This is a genomic window from Nocardia sp. NPDC056100 (assembly GCF_042266325.1).
Taxonomy (GTDB): Bacteria; Actinomycetota; Actinomycetes; order Mycobacteriales; family Mycobacteriaceae; genus Nocardia.
The window spans coordinates 358,133-375,635 of sequence record NZ_JBHJVY010000005.1; the positions used below are offsets into that span (position 1 = coordinate 358,133).

Annotated in this window: 13 protein-coding genes; 10 read left to right on the top strand and 3 right to left on the bottom strand. The window is 65.6% G+C overall.

What is annotated here, in order from left to right; genetic code table 11:
* Positions 1-99 precede the first annotated feature (99 nt).
* The 8 genes from ACFC0O_RS38230 (at position 100) to ACFC0O_RS38265 (ending at position 11,398) form a co-directional block, all read left to right on the top strand.
* Positions 100-1,575: a hypothetical protein gene (locus ACFC0O_RS38230; RefSeq protein WP_375966927.1), complete on the top strand. Its 1,476-nt coding sequence runs from the start codon at positions 100-102 to the stop codon at positions 1,573-1,575.
* A 130-nt stretch (positions 1,576-1,705) separates the two neighbouring features.
* Positions 1,706-3,649, top strand: a complete 1,944-nt coding sequence (locus tag ACFC0O_RS38235) for an MFS transporter (protein WP_375966928.1) — start codon at positions 1,706-1,708, stop codon at positions 3,647-3,649.
* Between the two features lie 18 nt (positions 3,650-3,667).
* Positions 3,668-4,552, top strand: coding sequence for a winged helix-turn-helix transcriptional regulator (locus tag ACFC0O_RS38240; protein ID WP_375966930.1), 885 nt, complete (start codon positions 3,668-3,670; stop codon positions 4,550-4,552).
* A 105-nt stretch (positions 4,553-4,657) separates the two neighbouring features.
* Positions 4,658-6,118, top strand: a complete 1,461-nt coding sequence (locus ACFC0O_RS38245; protein ID WP_375966932.1) for a carotenoid oxygenase family protein — start codon at positions 4,658-4,660, stop codon at positions 6,116-6,118.
* A gap of 14 nt (positions 6,119-6,132) precedes the next feature.
* On the top strand, positions 6,133-7,119 hold the full coding sequence (locus tag ACFC0O_RS38250; RefSeq protein ID WP_375966934.1) for an LLM class F420-dependent oxidoreductase: 987 nt from the start codon (positions 6,133-6,135) through the stop codon (positions 7,117-7,119).
* A gap of 68 nt (positions 7,120-7,187) precedes the next feature.
* Positions 7,188-8,372, top strand: coding sequence for an acetyl-CoA C-acyltransferase (locus ACFC0O_RS38255; protein WP_375966936.1), 1,185 nt, complete (start codon positions 7,188-7,190; stop codon positions 8,370-8,372).
* A 28-nt stretch (positions 8,373-8,400) separates the two neighbouring features.
* Positions 8,401-10,146, top strand: coding sequence for a class I adenylate-forming enzyme family protein (locus ACFC0O_RS38260; protein ID WP_375966938.1), 1,746 nt, complete (start codon positions 8,401-8,403; stop codon positions 10,144-10,146).
* A gap of 28 nt (positions 10,147-10,174) precedes the next feature.
* On the top strand, positions 10,175-11,398 hold the full coding sequence (locus ACFC0O_RS38265) for an acetyl-CoA acetyltransferase (protein ID WP_375966940.1): 1,224 nt from the start codon (positions 10,175-10,177) through the stop codon (positions 11,396-11,398).
* 164 nt (positions 11,399-11,562) lie between these two features.
* Here the strand turns inward: ACFC0O_RS38265 and ACFC0O_RS38270 are convergent, their stop codons facing one another.
* Both ACFC0O_RS38270 and ilvD read right to left on the bottom strand, forming a co-directional pair.
* Positions 11,563-13,077: a DUF222 domain-containing protein gene (locus tag ACFC0O_RS38270; protein WP_375966942.1), complete on the bottom strand. Its 1,515-nt coding sequence runs from the start codon at positions 13,075-13,077 to the stop codon at positions 11,563-11,565.
* An 85-nt stretch (positions 13,078-13,162) separates the two neighbouring features.
* Positions 13,163-15,031, bottom strand: coding sequence for a dihydroxy-acid dehydratase (gene ilvD, locus ACFC0O_RS38275; RefSeq protein WP_375966943.1), 1,869 nt, complete (start codon positions 15,029-15,031; stop codon positions 13,163-13,165).
* Between the two features lie 108 nt (positions 15,032-15,139).
* Between ilvD and ACFC0O_RS38280 the strand changes: the two genes are divergently transcribed.
* The gene (locus ACFC0O_RS38280) at positions 15,140-15,727 is read left to right on the top strand and encodes a TetR family transcriptional regulator (protein ID WP_364633402.1); all 588 of its coding nucleotides are present in this window, start codon (positions 15,140-15,142) and stop codon (positions 15,725-15,727) included.
* Here the strand turns inward: ACFC0O_RS38280 and ACFC0O_RS38285 are convergent.
* On the bottom strand, positions 15,724-16,566 hold the full coding sequence (locus ACFC0O_RS38285) for an NAD-dependent protein deacetylase (RefSeq protein ID WP_375966945.1): 843 nt from the start codon (positions 16,564-16,566) through the stop codon (positions 15,724-15,726). The two genes, ACFC0O_RS38280 and ACFC0O_RS38285, sit on opposite strands and share 4 nt — an antisense overlap.
* A 128-nt stretch (positions 16,567-16,694) precedes the next feature.
* On the opposite strand from ACFC0O_RS38285, the gene ACFC0O_RS38290 reads away from it, so the two are divergent.
* Positions 16,695-17,498: an SDR family oxidoreductase gene (locus ACFC0O_RS38290; protein WP_375966946.1), complete on the top strand. Its 804-nt coding sequence runs from the start codon at positions 16,695-16,697 to the stop codon at positions 17,496-17,498.
* Positions 17,499-17,503 lie beyond the last annotated feature (5 nt).

The window sequence follows — 17,503 nt, forward strand, 5'->3', positions numbered from 1 at the left end:
CGGCGCAAACGCGCAGGGCGGTCGGCAAGGAGATCGCACGCGCACGGTTGATGCGGGAGTTTGAAGGTCGCAATGGATCTCAGCGCCATTGAGCGCCAGGTGGCTACGGATAGAGCGGCCGCCCGCGACCGTTCGCCCGAAGCCGAACTGGCCCTAGCCACCACCCTGTGCGAATTGGCCCGCGGCCTCATTGCCACCAAAAGCGATCCGGCACAGCGTGATCTGTCCGCCTCGGCACTCGAACCCGCGCAAGAGGCCGTGCTGCTGCGGTTGCGCTGGCTCACCGCCGGGCATGTGAACGCGATCTTCGCGGGACAGGTGCAGGACGCGCTGCGACTATTCGAGGAGGCCGCCCGCACCATCGGCCACCGTGAGCTGGCGACCTCCACCATTCGCAATGCGTGCAATGCGTATCGGCAGGTGGCGCACAACTATCCCAATGCCGCCGCCGTTTGCGCCGACGCGCTCGCCAAATGCGGTGTGTGGCTGCTGCGCCTGGATCCCAATGCCGCGGTCGCGGCCAGTTCGGACGCGGTCGCCATTCGCGCGCAGCTCTTCTCCGCCGATCCGGAACAGGCCGCGCGCTATCTCTCCAGTCTCAATACCCTGCTGCGCACCCTGATGGTGGGGCGTCAGCGCAAACCGGCGATCGCCATGTACCGCGAACGCTATGCCGCGGTCACCTCACCGGCCATGGCGCAGCGGCTGCGGGAGATCCGGGTCGAGGACATCGGGTTCACCAGCAAGACCGTCACCGCGCTGCGCAAGCTCGAGGTCGCCACGCTGGAGCGCGCCGGATATCTGACCCAGCAGCAGATCCTGTACCAAACCTCCGGTGACCTGGCGACGATCGAAGAGGTCAACTGGCAGCTCGCGCTGATCGGCCTCAAACCGCTCGCCGCCGGCGCCATGCCGGATCAGCCGTCCAAGCCGATGGAGATCAGCACCTCGTTCGGCGCGCTCGGCGTGCGGTGTTCCTCGCGCAATGCCGTCACCCTGGTGCGCGCCGCCATTCTCGCGGCGTATTCGGCCGACGGCGCACAGGCCGTGCCCAGCACCGCGTATCTCGGCGTTGATGAAAAGCATTGGAGCACACCGGACCCCGAGGCCAATCGCGCCGAACGCCTCGGTGAGGATGTCGTACTCATCGAAAAGGTTTCCGAGCACTGGGTTTCGGTGAAGAGCCTGAACTGGGAGATCGCCCCCGTCGGGAAACATCCACTGGCCCTGCGGCTTTCCCAGGAATGGCCGGTGGTCAGCGTTACCACCACCGAGAACATGTCCTACGAATTGTGCTGGTATGAGGGCGGTTCCGCCATCCAGTACGCCGCGCTCGGTCTCCCGGCGGGACAGATTCCACTCGAAAAGCCGCTCGCCCCCTTGGATTTCAAGGCACTCGCCGAATACGGCGCGGATTACGCCTCCGAAACCCAGGTGCGGTCCGCGTTCGGCAACACCACCATGTTCACCAAACTCACCAGCCTGCCCGGCAGCGGTATCCGCCAGGCCGCCGAAGCCGGACCGCTGGCCGAACACGGGTCCAACACCCTCTACTTCCGCTCCGGGACCGAATAAACACGTATTTCTATAACAGTGATGCCGATCACTTGTGGCCGTTACCCTGTGATCACCTCGGCAGCTCGTGGCGCATCTTGATGGGTCTTCCGGTCACACGAAATGCCGTGGTCAGAAAGGCATTTCGATCATGAGTTCGACTTCGACCGCCCCCGGTCCGATAGCACCGACGCTGTTGACCGGGCTGTGGCAGCGCAAGATTCCGCACTACCCGGACAACCGTACCCGGTCCTGGTATCTCTTCCTGGTGGTGATCGTCTCGGTCGCCCTCTACTACCAGCTCTTCGTCTCGGGCGCGGTGGGCAATGAGCTCATCGCCTATTTCCACCTGTCGTTCGCGTATTTCGTCGGCATCTTCATCGCCGGTGCGGCGTTCGGCGCGGTCGCCTCGGTCATCGCCGGACTGCTGGACAGGTGGGGGCGAGCCAATATCGTCGCCTACGGCACGGTCATCTGCTCGGTACTCACCCTGGTCGCGGTACCCGCCTGCACCACCAAAGAGGCGTACCTGATCGTCTACTGCGTGATCGGCATCGTGGAAGGCGCGGTGCTGGTGGCCACCCCGGCCCTGGTGCGCGACTTCTCACCGCAGCTGGGCCGCGCCTCGGCCATGGGCTTCTGGACGCTCGGACCCGTACTCGGCGCGCTGGTGACCACCGAGATCTCCACCCAGACGCTGTCCGCGCATCCGGATTGGCAGTTCCACTACCGGCTGTGCGGGGCCATCTGCGTGGTCATCTCCATTCTCGGCGTGGTCGGATTGCGCGAACTCAGCCCGGCGCTGCGCGATCAGATCATGGTGTCCATGCGCGATAAGGCGCTCATCGAGGCGCGCGCCCGCGGCCTGGATGTGGAGAGCCTCGAGCGCGATCAGTGGAAACAGATGATGCGCTTCAATATCGTCGGATCGGCCTTCGCCATCTCGATATTCCTGGCGTTCTTCTACACCATTGTGTCGTTCCTGCCGGTGTATATGGCGACGAACTTCGGGTTCACCGCACAGCAGGCCAATGCGATGGGTAACTGGTATTGGATCGCCAATGCGCTATCGCTGGTGCTGACGGGCATCATCTCGGACTATTTGAAGGTCCGGAAACCGTTCATGCTCTTCGGTGCCGTCATCAGCATCATCGGGGTATTCATATTCCTCGGCTATACCGATAAACCCGGTACCGATTACTACACCTTCGCCGCGGTGCTCAGTCTGATCGCGGTGGGCAGCGGTATCTGCTACGCCACCTGGATGGCCTGCTACACCGAGACGGTGGAGAACCGGAATCCGGCGGCGACGGTCGCGGGGCTCGCGGTATGGGGTGGCATTCTGCGCACGGTCGTCACCTTCGTACTGCTCGGGCTGCTGCTGGTGGTGACCGCGGCGGGCACGCTGGTGAATTACGGTCCACGGCTGCAAACGATTTCGGCCAAATACCATAATGAGCTGGCCACCATTCAGAAGGTCGGCACGGATACCATGGCTCAGTTGGGAGCCAATCCGAATGACGCTGCCGCACAGGTGAGCGCACTGGTGAAACTGACCGGCGCTTCGGCGGCCGATGTGCAGACCACGGTCGCGCTCAATGCCAAGTATCCGCAGGAGTTGGCCACCCTCCAGGCCATCGACCCGGCGGTGCTGACCAAGATGCTGATCAATCCGGCCGACCAGGCCAGTGCCGCCACCGCGGTCAGCCAGGTCGCGCAGAAGTTCAATATTCCGCCGGATCAGGCCATCGCCAGAATTCAAGCGGCACAGAAGGTTCCGGTGAACGATCTCGCCGTCGCCTCGCAGGTTGGTCCGCAATTGACCACGGCCAGTAATGAACTCAAGGCGGTCAGCGCCATTCCGGCCGACGATCTGACCTTCCTGTCCGACCATGCCAAGGATGCCCAGCAGGCGGCGATCGATTCGCCCAAGCAGTGGCGGACGTGGTGGTGGATCTGCCTGATCGCACAGATCGCGTTCCTGCCGTTCGTCTTCTTCATGTCCGGTTTCTGGAGCCCGAAGAAGGCCGCGGAAGCGGCGGCCGCGCACGATGAGGCCGTGTCCCGCGAGCTGGAAACGCTATCCGTACGGTAATCCGGTACAGTTATTGAAGTGCAAACAAACTCCGTGGCCGTCACTTTCGACCTGCTCGGCGACCGCCTGACGCTCACCATCCTGCGTCTGGCCTTCGTCGAGCACGCCCGGCGGTTCAATCACTGGAGTGACAGGACGAACGCGCCGCCCGCAGTGCTCACCGCACGGCTGGCGGCGCTCGTCGATGCCGGGGTGCTGTACCGGGATCGGGGGGAGTACCGGCTCACCGAATTGGGGCTGGGCACCTGGCAGATCCTGGTGTGCGTATGGTCCTGGCAACGGGAGTGGACAGCCGAATGGGCGCTGCTGCCGGAGTTCGTGCACACCGAATGCGGGCATCGCGGGCCGCCGGTGGTCATGTGCAAGAGCTGCGGGCGCACCGTGACGCCGCATGACACCGATGTCGAATTGGATCGGGATGCGCTGTGGCACATCACCTCCGGTCGCAGGCGCTCGGCGCGCGCGGCCGCGCCCGCCGGTGACGATGCGCGCTTCGACGAGATCATGGAGGCGATCGGCGATCGCTGGAGCGCCGCGGTCACCGGTCTCGCGCTCGCGGGGGTGCGGCGTTTCTCGGAATTCCGTGCGGCACTGCATATGTCGCCGACCACGCTGACCGAACGATTGACCCGCCTGGTCGAGGCGGGCGTCCTGCATCGGCCGGAAACCGATGCGCGCGAGTATCGGCTGACCCCGCGCGGGCGGGCGCTGTTCGGGGTGTTCGCCTTTCTGCTGGCTTGGGCCGATCAGGCGCATCCGGAGCCCGAGCCGGGTCTGCGAATTCACCATCGAGAGTGTGGCGCGGTATTGATTCCGGCGCTGCGCTGCCGTGGTTGCGAGACCGAATTGGTCCGGACCGACGTGCGATTCGAAGCGGCTGCCGGCCGGGTTTCGCAGGGCTGACGGCGGCCGTCGGGCCTTGACAGCTCTCGTTGAGACGCGTATCACTTCATTAACTGTAGTGAAATTTGCCGGGCCGTCCGAGCCCGGCTGCTGGAGGCGCCGCTCATGCCGCTCAATGAAGAACTCATCGCTCCCGCCGCCGAGGCGTTGACCAATCCGTACCTGGAAGGTCCGTACGCCGCGCAGTCCGACGAGATCACCGCCACCGACCTCACGGTGCTGGCCGGTGAACTGCCCGTCGACCTCGACGGGGTGTATGTGCGCAATGGCCCCAACCCGCAGTTCGCGCCGCTGGGCCGGTATCACTGGTTCGACGGGGACGGCATGCTGCACGCCGTGCATTTCGAGAACGGCCGGGCCACCTACCGCAACCGGTACATTCGCACCGCCGAATTCGATGCCGAGCGTTCGGCCGGAACCGCGCTGTGGCGCGGGGTGATCGAGCCCTGGGACGGGAATCCCGCCGGGGATCGCCGCGAACGCAATTCGGCCAATACCGATGTCATCTACCACCACGGGAATCTGCTCGCGCTCTGGTATCGCGCGGGCAAGCCGTACTCGATCGATCCGGTGAGCCTGGAGACGCGCGGGGTCGACGACTTCAACGGCACCCTGCCGGGCGAGGTTTCGGCGCACGCCAAGGTGGATGAGCGCACCGAGGAATTCCTGTTCTTCGACTACGGCATCAATGCCCCGTACCTGCGCTACGGCGTCGCCGATCCGACCGGCAAGGTCACCCATTTCACCGGGCTGGAACTGCCCGGGCCACGGCTGCCGCACGATATGGCGATCACCGAGAACTACTCCATTCTGATGGATCTGCCGCTCTACAACGATCCGCGCGCGGCCGCTGCCGGGCGATTCAAGATCTTCTTCGATCGCGAGCTGCCGAGCCGCTTCGCGGTGCTGCCGCGCTATGGCGTTGGGGCGGAAGCGAAATGGTTCGAGGCCGCGCCCGGGTACATCTATCACACGGTCAACTCGTGGGAGGAGGGCGATGAGATCGTGCTCATCGTCTGCCGGGTCACCGAACCCAGCCCGGTGTCCGATCGCGCGCATCCGCTGGCGCAGTTGCTCGCGTACCTGCGGCCCGAGGCGAAACTGCATCGGTACCGGTTCAACCTCCGCACCGGCGTCACCACCGAAACGCCCCTGGATGATGTGAACACCGAATTCCCGGCCATCGACCAGGGGATCACCGGACAGCGCGGGCGGTACTCGTATCAGATGCGCCTGTCGGTGGATCGCACCATGATCTTCGACGCGGTGATCAAATACGACTTGCTCACCGGCACAAAGGAAACCGCGCCCTTCGGGGACGGCATGTACGGCAGCGAACTCACCGTGGTCCCGCGTCCCGGCGCGAAATCCGAGGACGACGCCTATCTGACCATGTTCGCCCACAACAACCACACCGGACTGTCCGAAGTGTGGATCTACCACGCCGCCGATCTGAGCAAGGGGCCGATCTGCCGGTTGGGTATCCCCACCCGTGTGCCCCTCGGCTTCCACGCCACCTGGGTCAGTGGTGACCGCATGCGCGCCGCTTCCCAGCCGATCGCCTGAAAAGGTCTGCGCCTGTGCCTGATCCACGATTGAGCGTGAGCCTGCCGTATTGGCAGGACCGCGACCCCATGGACGCCCTGTTGGTGGCAGAAGCCGCCGACAAACTTGGCTACGACCGCCTCTGGCTCGGCGAAATGGCGACCTTCGACGCCTTCGCCCTCGCCACGGCGGTTGGCCAAGCGCCAGGCCGAATCCCACTGTGCATTGGACCGCTCGCGGTCGATATTCGGACTCCGGCAACCATCGCCATCGGTGTGGCCAGTGTCGCCGCCCTCACCGGGCGGGCCGTCAGCATCGCCCTCGGCACCTCGAGCACCGTCGTGGTGAAGGACTGGCATGGCCGCGAAAGACGCCGCACCGCTGTGCATTTGGAGGAGTCGGCATGCATCGTGCGGCGGTTGCTCGACGGCGAGAAGGGCGACTTTCACGGAGAGATCGAACGTATCCGCGGCTACCGGCTGCGTTTGCCCGCTCCGGGCGGGCCGGAATTGATCGTGGCGGCCTTCGGTGATCGTGCGCTGGCGGCTGCGGCGCGCACTGCCGATCGTGTAGTCCTCAATCTGGTGACACCCGCGCAGGTTGCCCGATGTGTCACGCGCATAAGGGAATTCGCGGCTGAGGCCGGGCGCGCCACCCCGAACGTATCGGTGTGGGTGACTGCGGCCGCGGACCCGACGTCCGACATGCTCCACACGCTTCGGCGCGGGGTGGTCGGCTATCTGCGCGCGCCCGGGTATGACGCCATGTTCGAGGAGGCGGGCTTCGGGGACGTGGTGCGGCTGGCACACAGCGGTGCTCACCCGCGCGAGGTGCTGGCAGCCGTTCCGGACGAATTGCCCGCCACCGTAGGGATGTTCGGTGATTCCGGCACACTCGCGAACCGGCTCACCGCGTATCGGGACGCCGGGGCCGACGAGGTGGTCATTGTTCCGGTGTCCACCGCGGAGGATCCGGCCGCGCACCACACCCTCGAGACCCTCGCGAGGATCGAGCATGGCTGACGCGCGGATCCGTGCCGCCTCGGGCGGGCCTGAGCATTGGAATTCGAATGAGATCGGGGAGAGCTGCGGTGGGTGAAGCATTCATTTATGACGCGGTGCGGTTGCCTCGGGGCAGGGTGCGACGCAGCGGTGGGGCGCTGGCGGAGTTGCCGCCGTATGAGATGCTCGGGCAGCTGCTTTCGGCGTTGGGTGAGCGAGGGTGTCCGGCGGAGACGGTGGGCGACATCGTGATCGGGGTCAGTACCGCGATGGGGGAGCAGGGCGGGGATATCGCTCGGGCCGCCGCGCTGTGGGCGGGGTGGCCGGATTCGGTTCCGGGCGGGGTGGTTTCGCGGCTCTGTTGTTCGGGGCTCGACGCGGTGGAGGCCGGGGCGGCTCGGGTGGCTGCCGGGTACGCGGACCTTGTTGTCGCCGGTGGGGTGGAGTCCATGTCGCGGGTGCCGATGCTTTCGGATCGGCCCGCCATTGCGCTGGACAATGACCTCGGGGAGCGGACCGGGTTCGTCACCATCGGGGTGTCGGCGGATCTGACTGCGGCCGCGTACGGGATCACTCGACCGGAGCTGGATTCCTATGCGGTGCAATCGCATCGGAGGGCCCTCGGCGCAGAGGTCTCATCGGCGGTGATACCGGCTCGCAAGGGTGGAACGGTGGTGCTGGACGCCGATGAGGGGGCTCGCGCGGATGCGTCGGTCGAATCGTTTGCCGAGCTGCCCGCGTTGTTCGGGGATGACCCGTCGTGGGAGCGGGTGGCGCGCCGACTGCCGGATGCTCCGCGCCCTGTCGCCGGATTGCACACCATCGCCACCGCACCGCAGCTCGCCGATGGCGCGTCCGCGGTACTGATCGGCAATGCGGTGGCAGAGCGGACTCTTGGGCGAAAACCGTTGGCCGCCATAGTCGGTACCGCTCAGACGGCGGTGCGCTCGCCACTGCTCACCGCTCCCGTGACCGCCGCGCGGGTGGCGTTGGAACGTGCGGGTATTGCCGCCGGAGACCTCGATGTTGTCGAGGTGAACGAATCCTTCGCTGTCACACCGCTGGTGCTGACAAGTGAGCTGGATCTTGATCCGGCTCGGGTCAATCCATCGGGCGGCGCTGTCGCCGTAGGGCATCCGCTCGGCGCGACCGGCGGCATCCTCATCGCCCAGGCCCTCGACGCCCTGAATCGGTGCGACGGCGAATACGCGCTGGTGACCATCCCCGCCGCGCTCGGGCTGGGGTCCGCGGTCGTACTGCGGCGACTGTCATGAGCAAGAACTACGAGTACTAGGGAACTTCATGGCTGAATCACCCGCTCCCGCACCGCTGACCGGTGCGCGTCGGACAACCGGGACCAGACATCCGGTGCGACAGTGTCATCCGGACGACACGGTGCGCGACTATCTCGAACACAGCTGGTGGGAGAACGAGACGATTCCGGCGGTCTTCCGCCGTCGCGTCGCCGAAGCGCCGGATGCGCCCGCGCTGACCGATCCGGCCAATCTCGCGGAGCTGACCGGCGCTGTGCCGCGCAGTCTGACCTGGCAGGGGCTGGATGATCACGTAATCGACATCGCGGCAGTGCTTTTCGCGCAGGGCATCCGCCAGGGCGACACCATTGCCGTACTGCTGCCCAATTCCATCGCGCTCACCGCCACCTATCTGGCGCTGTGGCGATTGGGTGCGGTCGCCACACCCATGCCCGCGTCCTATCGACGGCATGAGATATCCGGCATCGTCGCGGCGACGGCGGCCGATGCGATCATCACCGCCGGAATGCTATCCGGCCGCGAGCTCGCGGAGGAGGCGCTGTCCGTCGCGGACGGCAATGCGACGGTGTTCGCGTTCGGCCCGGCGGTTCCGGATAAGGCTGTAGCGCTCGGTGATTCGGCTGATTCCCAGTCGCGCGATCGGTTCCGGGACTATGAAACCGCATTGCAGGTCACCGTCAACGACCGCATCACCGTGTGCTGGACCAGCGGCACCGAAGCTGCGCCGAAGGGCATCCCGCGCTGTCACGGGGATTGGCTGGCGGTGGCGCAGGGTGTTCAGGACGGTCTGGGAATCACCCCGGAGTCGGTGGTGCTCAACCCATTTCCGATGGTGAATATGGCGGGCTTCGCCGGTGCGTTCCTGCCGTGGCTGCTGGCCGGCGGGCATCTGGTGCAGCATCATCCGCTGGATCTGCCGGTATTCCTCGGTCAGATCGCCGAACATCGTGTGACGCATACAAGTATGCCGCCCGCGCTGTTGACCATGCTGTTGCAGAACGAGAGTCTGCGCGCGCACGCCGATCTGTCGTCATTGCGCACCGTGGGGTCCGGTGGTGCGCCACTGCCGCCGCCCGTGGTGCGGCGCTGGCAGGAGGAGTTGGGCATTCACGTGCTCAATTTCTTCGGATCCAATGAGGGTGTGAGCCTGCTCGGCGCACCGGCCGATATCCCGGATCCGACTGTGCGCGCGCAGCATTTACCGCACTACGGTGCGCCCGGTGTGGAATGGTCCACCCGGCTTGCGGCGCGCACCGCCGTCAAGCTTGTCGACGTCGTCACCGGCGAGACCGTGACCGAGCTGGGTGGGCGCGGCGAACTTCGCCTGCGTGGCCCTGCGGTATTCGGCGGATATCTGCCCGGTACGGCCAGTACCGAGCCCTTCGATGACGAGGGATATCTGTGCAGCGGAGACGTTTTCGAGCTCTGCGGGCCGGACGGACGCTACCTGCGCTTCGTCGATCGGGTGAAGGAGATCATCATTCGCGGCGGGATGAATATCGCGCCCGCGGAGATCGAGGGGTTGCTGTCGGATCATCCCGGCATCACCGATGTGGCGATCGTCGGCTATCCGGATGAGGTTCTCGGCGAGAAGTGTTGCGCCTTCGTGGTTCCCGCGCCTGGAGCCACCGTCACGCTCGACGATCTGGTCGCGCACCTGCGCTCCCGCGAGGTCGCCTCGTTCAAACTGCCCGAACGCCTGGAGGTCGTGGCATCGCTGCCGCGCAATCCCGTCGGCAAGCTGCTCCGCCGCGAGCTTCGCGACCAACTCTGAACCGGTACAACACAATCCAGGAGTCACAGTGTCCGTCCATATACTCGGCGGCAGCCAAACCGATTTCGCTGTCAATTGGCATCGCGCCGGACTCGGGTTCGACGCGCTTGTTCGTTCGGTGACCGAAGCGACGTTGACCGAGACGGGGGTCGATCCCGCCGATCTCGAAGTCATCCATGTCGGCAACGCATTCGGGCAGCTCTTCACGGGGCAGGGGCAGTTGGGCGGTATGCCCGCCACCGTGCTTCCGGAGCTCTGGGGGATTCCGGCGAGCCGTCACGAAGCCGCTTGCGCCTCCGGAAGTATGGCGGTGCTGGCCGCGATGTCGGACCTGGAATCCGGGCGCTACGACTGTGCCCTGGTGATCGGTGCCGAGTTGGAGAAGACCGTTCCGGGTAATCAGGCTGCCGCGTATATGGGTGCGGCCGCCTGGAAGGGGCATGAAGCCCAGGATACGGATCTGGTGTGGCCGACCATGTTCGCCGCTGTCGCCGAAGAATACGATCGGCGATACGGATTGGACCCGGCGCATCTGCACGCCATCAGCGAGTTGAATATCGCCAATGCGCGGTTGAATCCGCTGGCGCAGACTCGTGAATGGTCGTACACCCCGGATAGTTTCACCGCCGATGACACCGCGAATCCGCCGGTGGCGGGGCCGTTGCGGCGTCAGGATTGCAGTCAGATGACCGACGGGGCGGCGGCGTTGATTCTCGTCTCCGATCGATTCCTGGAGCAGCACAGGGATTTGCGGGCTACGAAGCATGCGGTGATCACCGGGTGGGGGCATCGGACGGCTGGGTTGTCGCTTGCGCAGAAGTTCGAGGTCGCGGTGGCCGAACCGTATGTGTTCCCGCATGTGCGGCAGACGATGCTGGATGCGCTCGGGCGGGCTGGGCTGGCCGATATCACCGATGTGGATGCGGTGGAGGTGCATGACTGTTTCTCGATGTCCGAGTACATGGCGATTGATCATCTCGGGATCACGTCGCCGGGGGAGAGTTGGAAGGCGATCGAGTCGGGGGAGATCGGGAGGGGTGGAAGTCTTCCGGTTAATCCGGGAGGTGGGCTTATCGGGATCGGGCATCCGGTGGGGGCTACCGGGGCTCGGATGTTGTTTGATGCCTATAAGCAGGTGACTGATCAGGCGGGGGATTATCAGGTTGATGGGGCTCGGAGGATCGCTACGTTGAATATTGGGGGGAGTGCCACTACCGTGGCTGGATTTGTTGTTGAGGCTTGGGGTGTTTAAGAACAAAAGATAAAAAGACAAAAGACGCCTGGACAAGAAGAAAGAAGGCCCGAAGGGCCTCGAGATACCGGCGTGGAGCCGTACGGACTTGGCAGAGGCCGTGCGGGACATGCCTGTAGGACCGGCAGGAGGGCTCCTGACGGTTGGATACAGGTGGGGTGGAGCTATTGCTGGGCTGGGCAAGCCGGGCGAGGCAACACCCACGGTCGCTGACGCATCCGACTCGGCACACAGGCCCGAGAGGAGCGAGCAGGCAGTGGTGGCGCGTCCGGGGCGGTGGCCATCAACTCGTCCGGGTGATGAAGGTGGTTCACCTTCGGTGTCCGGGTCGGGTCGATGTGCGCGGGCGCAATCCACGCGGTACGGCCCGCGAAGGCCGAATCCTTACCGAGCTTGATCGTGGTCCACCCGGTCGGAGTGTCGTTCACCAGAGCGTGGCAGTGATCGCAAGCCAGCGTGAGGTTTTCGATGTCCGTGGGGCCACCCTTGATGTACTCGGTGACATGGTGCACGGCGGCCATGCTCGCGGGTGCGGTGCAGCCCGGGCGGGTGCAACCCCGTTCGGTGGCGATCAACGCCATCCGCTGTGCCGGGTTCGCAAGGCGGGCTTCCCCGATGTGCAAGGGCATCGCGTTGGCGTCGGTCACGACCGAAAAGGTCTTGCTCTTCCGTGCAGCCATTTCCAACGCGACCGCGACCGGCACCGTCCCACCGGTAGCCGTGGTGGCAACACCGGCAGCGCGCTCCACATCGGTGATGCTCATGGTCAGGATCGTGGTGACGGGCAGCCCGCGGTGCGAGCCCAGGTGTGCGGGGTTGAAGTCCGGGTGCAGGAGCGCGAACAATGCATCGTGCTGACGCTGCACGGTCGTGCGGGTATCGCGTGCGGCGGCGGCCTTCACGACCTCGGGGTCGAGGTTCTCATCGACCACGAACGGGCTTTCGGGATCAGCGGGGTTGCACAGGCCGGGCCGGGCGAGCTTGGCCAGCACTGCGTCCATCGCGGCGCGTGCTTCGGGGGTCAACACCACGGTCATGGTGGACATCAGATCGAAACCCTGTGGGCTCAACCGCATGCTGCGCAAACGTGCACGGTCTGCATCATTGGTCAGCGTGCCATCGGGGTCGAGGTGTCCCAGGATCCGGTCACCAATCTTGGGCAGTTGGTTCGGGTTCAAGGCGCGCGCGTGGCGGGCCAGGTGCTCTTCGGCGAGTGCGCGGTCTTCCGCACTTACCTTGCTCGGCAGCCGGTCCATGACCTGTCGGATAACCCGCACATGGTCGAGGCCGATCGCGCCTTCCTCTTGCGCGAGTGCGGTATTGGGCAGTGCCGGTGCGGCGGGAATCTCGGCGGCATCGCCCACGCGCGGCCAGATCGCGGCCTGCTCGGCGCAGTGCCACCGGTTCAGCGCGTCCCCGTGCGAAATCCGCAGTGTGTCTTGCAGGAACAGCGCCACGGAACCTGCTCCGGCGCGCTTGGGCAGTGACCGAGAGCAGGTCTGCACCACCAGGTCGAGTTTGAGTGCGTCGAGTTTGCGGGTAGCGGTTTCGATCTGCTGCATCAATTCGACGATGTCGTTGTCCGATACCGGAATAAGTGGCAGCGAGGCGAGGGAGTCCACCGCCGCGGACAGTGTGTTCACACTGTCCGCGATTGCGATTTTCTCCCCCGAGTTCATGCCTCTATTCTACTCGGGAAGGGTTGATACTGAAAGCGTAATTGTATTGTGATACAAAGCTATTCAGAATATCTCCCTTTCATCTTTAGCGCATTCCTTCCAATGCTTCGAGGCGGGCCGAATCCCGCACGGCCCCACGATCGGCCGACGTCGCCATCAACGCGTAGGTGCGCAAAGCCACCGACACCTCGCGCGTCCGCGCGACTGGTCGATACCCACCACGGTTTTCCAGCTCCTGTCGCCGCACATCGAGCTCGTCATCGCCGACATGCAGTGACATTGTCCGCGAGGGGATATCGATGGTGACTTCATCCCCGTCCCGAACCAGCGCGATCACGCCACCCGATGCCGCCTCGGGTGAGATGTGACCGATGGAGAGCCCCGAGGATCCGCCGGAGAATCGCCCGTCGGTGATCACGGCGCATTTGCCCGCCAGCCCGCGACCCTTGAGATACGAAGTGGGATAGAGCATTTCCTGCATTCCCGGTCCGCCGCGCGGTCCCTCGTATCGGATGACGAGCACGTCTCCGGGCTGCAAGCGTCCGGACAGAATGGCGTCGACCGCGTCTTCCTGGGACTCCGCCACGACAGCGGGGCCGGTGAAGGTGTGCATATGCTCGGCCACCCCGGCGGATTTCACCACGGCCCCATCGGGGGAGAGGTTTCCGCGCAGCACCGCGAGCCCGCCATCGCTTGAATAGGCGTGGGCGCGATCGCGAATGCAGCCTTCGGCGGCGTCGGTGTCGAGGGAGTCCCACCGCTCCGACTGTGAGAATGCGGTCGCGGAACGCTTTCCGCCCGGAGCGGCGTAGAACATTTCCATCGCCTCGGGGGAAGCTTTGCCGCCGCGCACATCCCATGCGCCGAGCCAGTCGTCCAGCGAATTCGAGTGCACCGCAATCACATCCCGGTGCAGCAGTCCGGCGCGATCCAGCTCGCCGAGGATCGCGGGGATGCCGCCCGCCCGATGCACGTCCTCCATCAGGTAGTCCCCATTGGGTGCGACCTTGCACAGGCAGGGCACCTGCAACGACATCTTCTCGATATCGGTGAGGCCGTAGTCCAGCCCGGCCTCCTGTGCGGCGGCCAGCAGATGCAGCACGGTATTGGTGGATCCGCCCATGGCCAAGTCCAATGCCACCGCATTGTCGAATGCCCGGTGCGAAGCCAGGTTTCGGGGCAGCACGCGGTCATCGTCTTCGTCGTAGTACCGCCGGGTGATGTCCATGACGGTGTGTCCGGCGGCTTCGTACAGCGCGCGCCGTGCGGTGTGGGTCGCGAGGACGGTGCCGTTTCCGGGCAGTGCCAGTCCCAGGGCCTCGGTGAGGCAGTTCATCGAGTTCGCGGTGAACATGCCCGCGCAGGAACCGCAAGTGGGACAGGCGTTTTCCTCGATCAGCGCCATATCCTCGTCCGAGACGAGGGGAGACACCGCCTCGGACATGGTGACGATCAGGTCCAGGCGGCTGCGGACCGTGCCGTCGACCAGGACGGCTTTGCCGCCCTCCATCGGGCCGCCGGAGACGAAGACGGTCGGGATGTTCAGGCGCATGGCGGCCATGAGCATGCCGGGGGTGATCTTGTCGCAGTTCGAGATGCACACGAGCGCGTCGGCGCAGTGCGCGTTCACCATGTATTCGATCGAATCCGCGATCAGGTCGCGGGACGGCAGCGAGTACAGCATGCCGCCGTGGCCCATGGCGATGCCGTCGTCGACGGCGATGGTGTTGAACTCGCGCGGGATGCCTCCGGCAGCGCGGACCGCCTCGGAGACGATGCGCCCTACCGGCTGGAGATGGGTGTGGCCGGGGACGAACTCGGTGAAGCTATTGGCGATCGCGATGACCGGCTTGCGGCCGATATCCGCGGAGGGGACTCCGCTGGCTCGCATGAGCGCGCGGGCTCCCGCCATATTCCGGCCGTGCGTGACCGTGCGTGAACGCAGATTCGGCACGATGCCACCTCCTTCAGAAACTGCAACCGTATGGTTGGAGTCTTGCACATCGGAGGGTCTAACTGCAACCGTGCGGTTGGAGATCGCGGAAATGGTTGGATATCAGGCATGGCGTGGGATACCGAGGGAACCAAGCGGCGGCTGCTGGAGGCCGCCGTGTACGAATTCGCCGAGCGCGGGCCGGACGGCGCTCGGGTGGCGGCCATCGCGGCCCGCGCCTGCATCAACAAAGAGCGCATCTACCAGTACTTCGGCGATAAGCAGGGGCTGTTCGAGGCCGTGCTGACCGATCAATTGGCCCAGCTCGCGGCCGCCAGCCCGCTGGCCGCCGATAAGGCCGGGGACCTCGCCGAATACGCGGGGCACGTCTTCGACTACCACCGCACCCACCCGCAATTCCTGCGCCTGCTGCACTGGGAAGGACTCCAGACCCAGGGCGGTGAGCTACCCGCCGAATCCGCGCGCGCCTCGCACTACGCGGAGAAGGTGGCCTCCGTTGCCGCCGCCCAGCGCGAGGGCAAGCTCACCGATGATGTGCCGGCCGGATATCTCATGTACGCCGTGGCCGCGCTCGCCGCGTGGTGGTTCGCGGTGCCGCAGGTGGTGCGGATGGTGCTGGGGGCGGATGCAGAGGACCCCGAGGCGCTGCGCGCGGGCCTGGTGAACCTGGTGCGCCGACTGGAGATTCGCGACTAGGGCCGCACGGGAACGGCCGTGAGCCGGTCCGCCAGTGCGCCGAGCACCGTCGAGCAGCTCTCCTCGATTTTCAGCTTGGCCAGGTCGTCGGCGCGGGTTTCGCCGCGGTTCACGATCACCACATCGCGGCCGGATTTGGCGGCGCGGCGGGCGAATCGGAGACCGGACATGACGGTCAGTGATGATCCCGCCACCAGCAGGACGTCGGCGTCCTCGACGATCGAGAAGGCTTGGGCCACCCGGGGTGCGGGGACGGATTCACCGAAATAGACGATGTCCGGTTTCAGCATGCCGCCGCATACCGCACAGTCGACCATGCGGAACCCGCTGGTGTCGGCGACCACTGCGTCGGCGTCGGGCGCGACCTCCAGACCGGTGAGCGGGAGGGTTTGGGCGAAGCCGGGATTGGCTTCCTCGAGCAGTTCGGCCAGGCGCATGCGGGACAGCAGTGCCGAGCAGTTCAGGCAGCGCACCCGCGCGTACACCCCGTGCAGGTCGATGACCGCGCGCTGTCCGGCCTTGGTGTGCAACAGGTCCACGTTCTGGGTGATCACCCCGCGCACGATTCCGGCGCGCTCCAATCGGGCCAGCGCGCGATGTCCGGCATTGGGGCGGGCCGCATCCATGAACCGCCAGCCGACGTGATTGCGCGCCCAATACCGTTGCCGGAAAACAGGATCCCCGGTGAATTGCTGATAGGTCATGGGATTGCGCGGCGGGGAATCGGGGCCGCGATAGTCCGGAATACCGCTGTCGGTGGAGACGCCCGCACCGGTCAGCACCGCGACCCGGCGGCCGGTGAGCAGATCGCACAGCTGCTCGATCGAGGTATCCGACATGCCGACCAGCCTACGAGGCGAGGGCCACCGTGCGCCCGGTCACACCGTGTCACACCGTCCCGGGCTGCTTCGTCGTATCGGTATGGGCGTCACCACGGGCGGCGCGGAACGACTACGAAGGAGTTGTCATGACGAAGACGGTTCTGGTCACCGGTGGTACGGGCACCCTGGGCAAGCTGGTCACCCCGCTGCTGCTGATGCGCGCTGGCGTCCGGGTGCGGGTGCTGAGCCGCACCGCCCGCACCGGCACGGACGGTATCGAATACGTGGCGGGCGATCTCCAGACCGGTGAGGGCGTCGCGGCGGCGGTCGCGGGCGTCGACACCATCCTGCATCTGGCGGGCACCCAGAAGGGTGACGGCGATAAGGCGCGCGCCCTGGTGACGGCCGCCGAGGCCGCGGGCGTCACCCCGCATCTGGTCTACATCTCGGTGGTCGGCGCGGAGCGGGTGGTCTGCGAAAGCGCGCTGGATCGCGCGATGCTCGGCTACATGGCCTCCAAGCGGGAGGCCGAGATCGTGGTGCAGGAGTCGGGTCTGCCCTGGACCACCTTGCGCGCCACCCAGTTCCACGAACTGCTGTTCACCATGGTGCAGGCACTGGGCAAGCTGCCGATCGCACCGGCCTTCGATTTCAGGTTCCAGCCGATCGCGGCGGCCGAGGTGGCCGCGGAACTGGTGCGCCTGACCCTGGGCGAGCCCGCCGGACTGGTGCCGGAGCTGGCCGGGCCCAAGGTGTACACGATGAAGGAGGTGCTGCGCGGCTATCAGGACGCCATCGGCAAGCGCCGTCCCATCCTGAGCCTGAAGGCTCCGGGCAAGGCCGCCAAGATCTACAAGGCGGGCGGCAACCTCAACCTCGATCGCGCCGTCGGTGAGCAGACCTGGGAGGAATTCCTGGCCGAGCGTCTCGGTGCTCCGGTCCGGGCGTGAAATCG

Coding starts and splice junctions, on each gene's coding strand:
- ACFC0O_RS38235 (WP_375966928.1), top strand. CDS start 1,706: ATGAGTTCGACTTCGACCGCCCCCGGTCCGATAGCACCGACGCTGTTG.
- ACFC0O_RS38260 (WP_375966938.1), top strand. CDS start 8,401: ATGGCTGAATCACCCGCTCCCGCACCGCTGACCGGTGCGCGTCGGACA.
- ACFC0O_RS38280 (WP_364633402.1), top strand. CDS start 15,140: ATGGCGTGGGATACCGAGGGAACCAAGCGGCGGCTGCTGGAGGCCGCC.
- ACFC0O_RS38285 (WP_375966945.1), bottom strand. CDS start 16,566: ATGTCGGATACCTCGATCGAGCAGCTGTGCGATCTGCTCACCGGCCGC.
- ACFC0O_RS38245 (WP_375966932.1), top strand. CDS start 4,658: ATGCCGCTCAATGAAGAACTCATCGCTCCCGCCGCCGAGGCGTTGACC.
- ACFC0O_RS38290 (WP_375966946.1), top strand. CDS start 16,695: ATGACGAAGACGGTTCTGGTCACCGGTGGTACGGGCACCCTGGGCAAG.
- ACFC0O_RS38270 (WP_375966942.1), bottom strand. CDS start 13,077: ATGAACTCGGGGGAGAAAATCGCAATCGCGGACAGTGTGAACACACTG.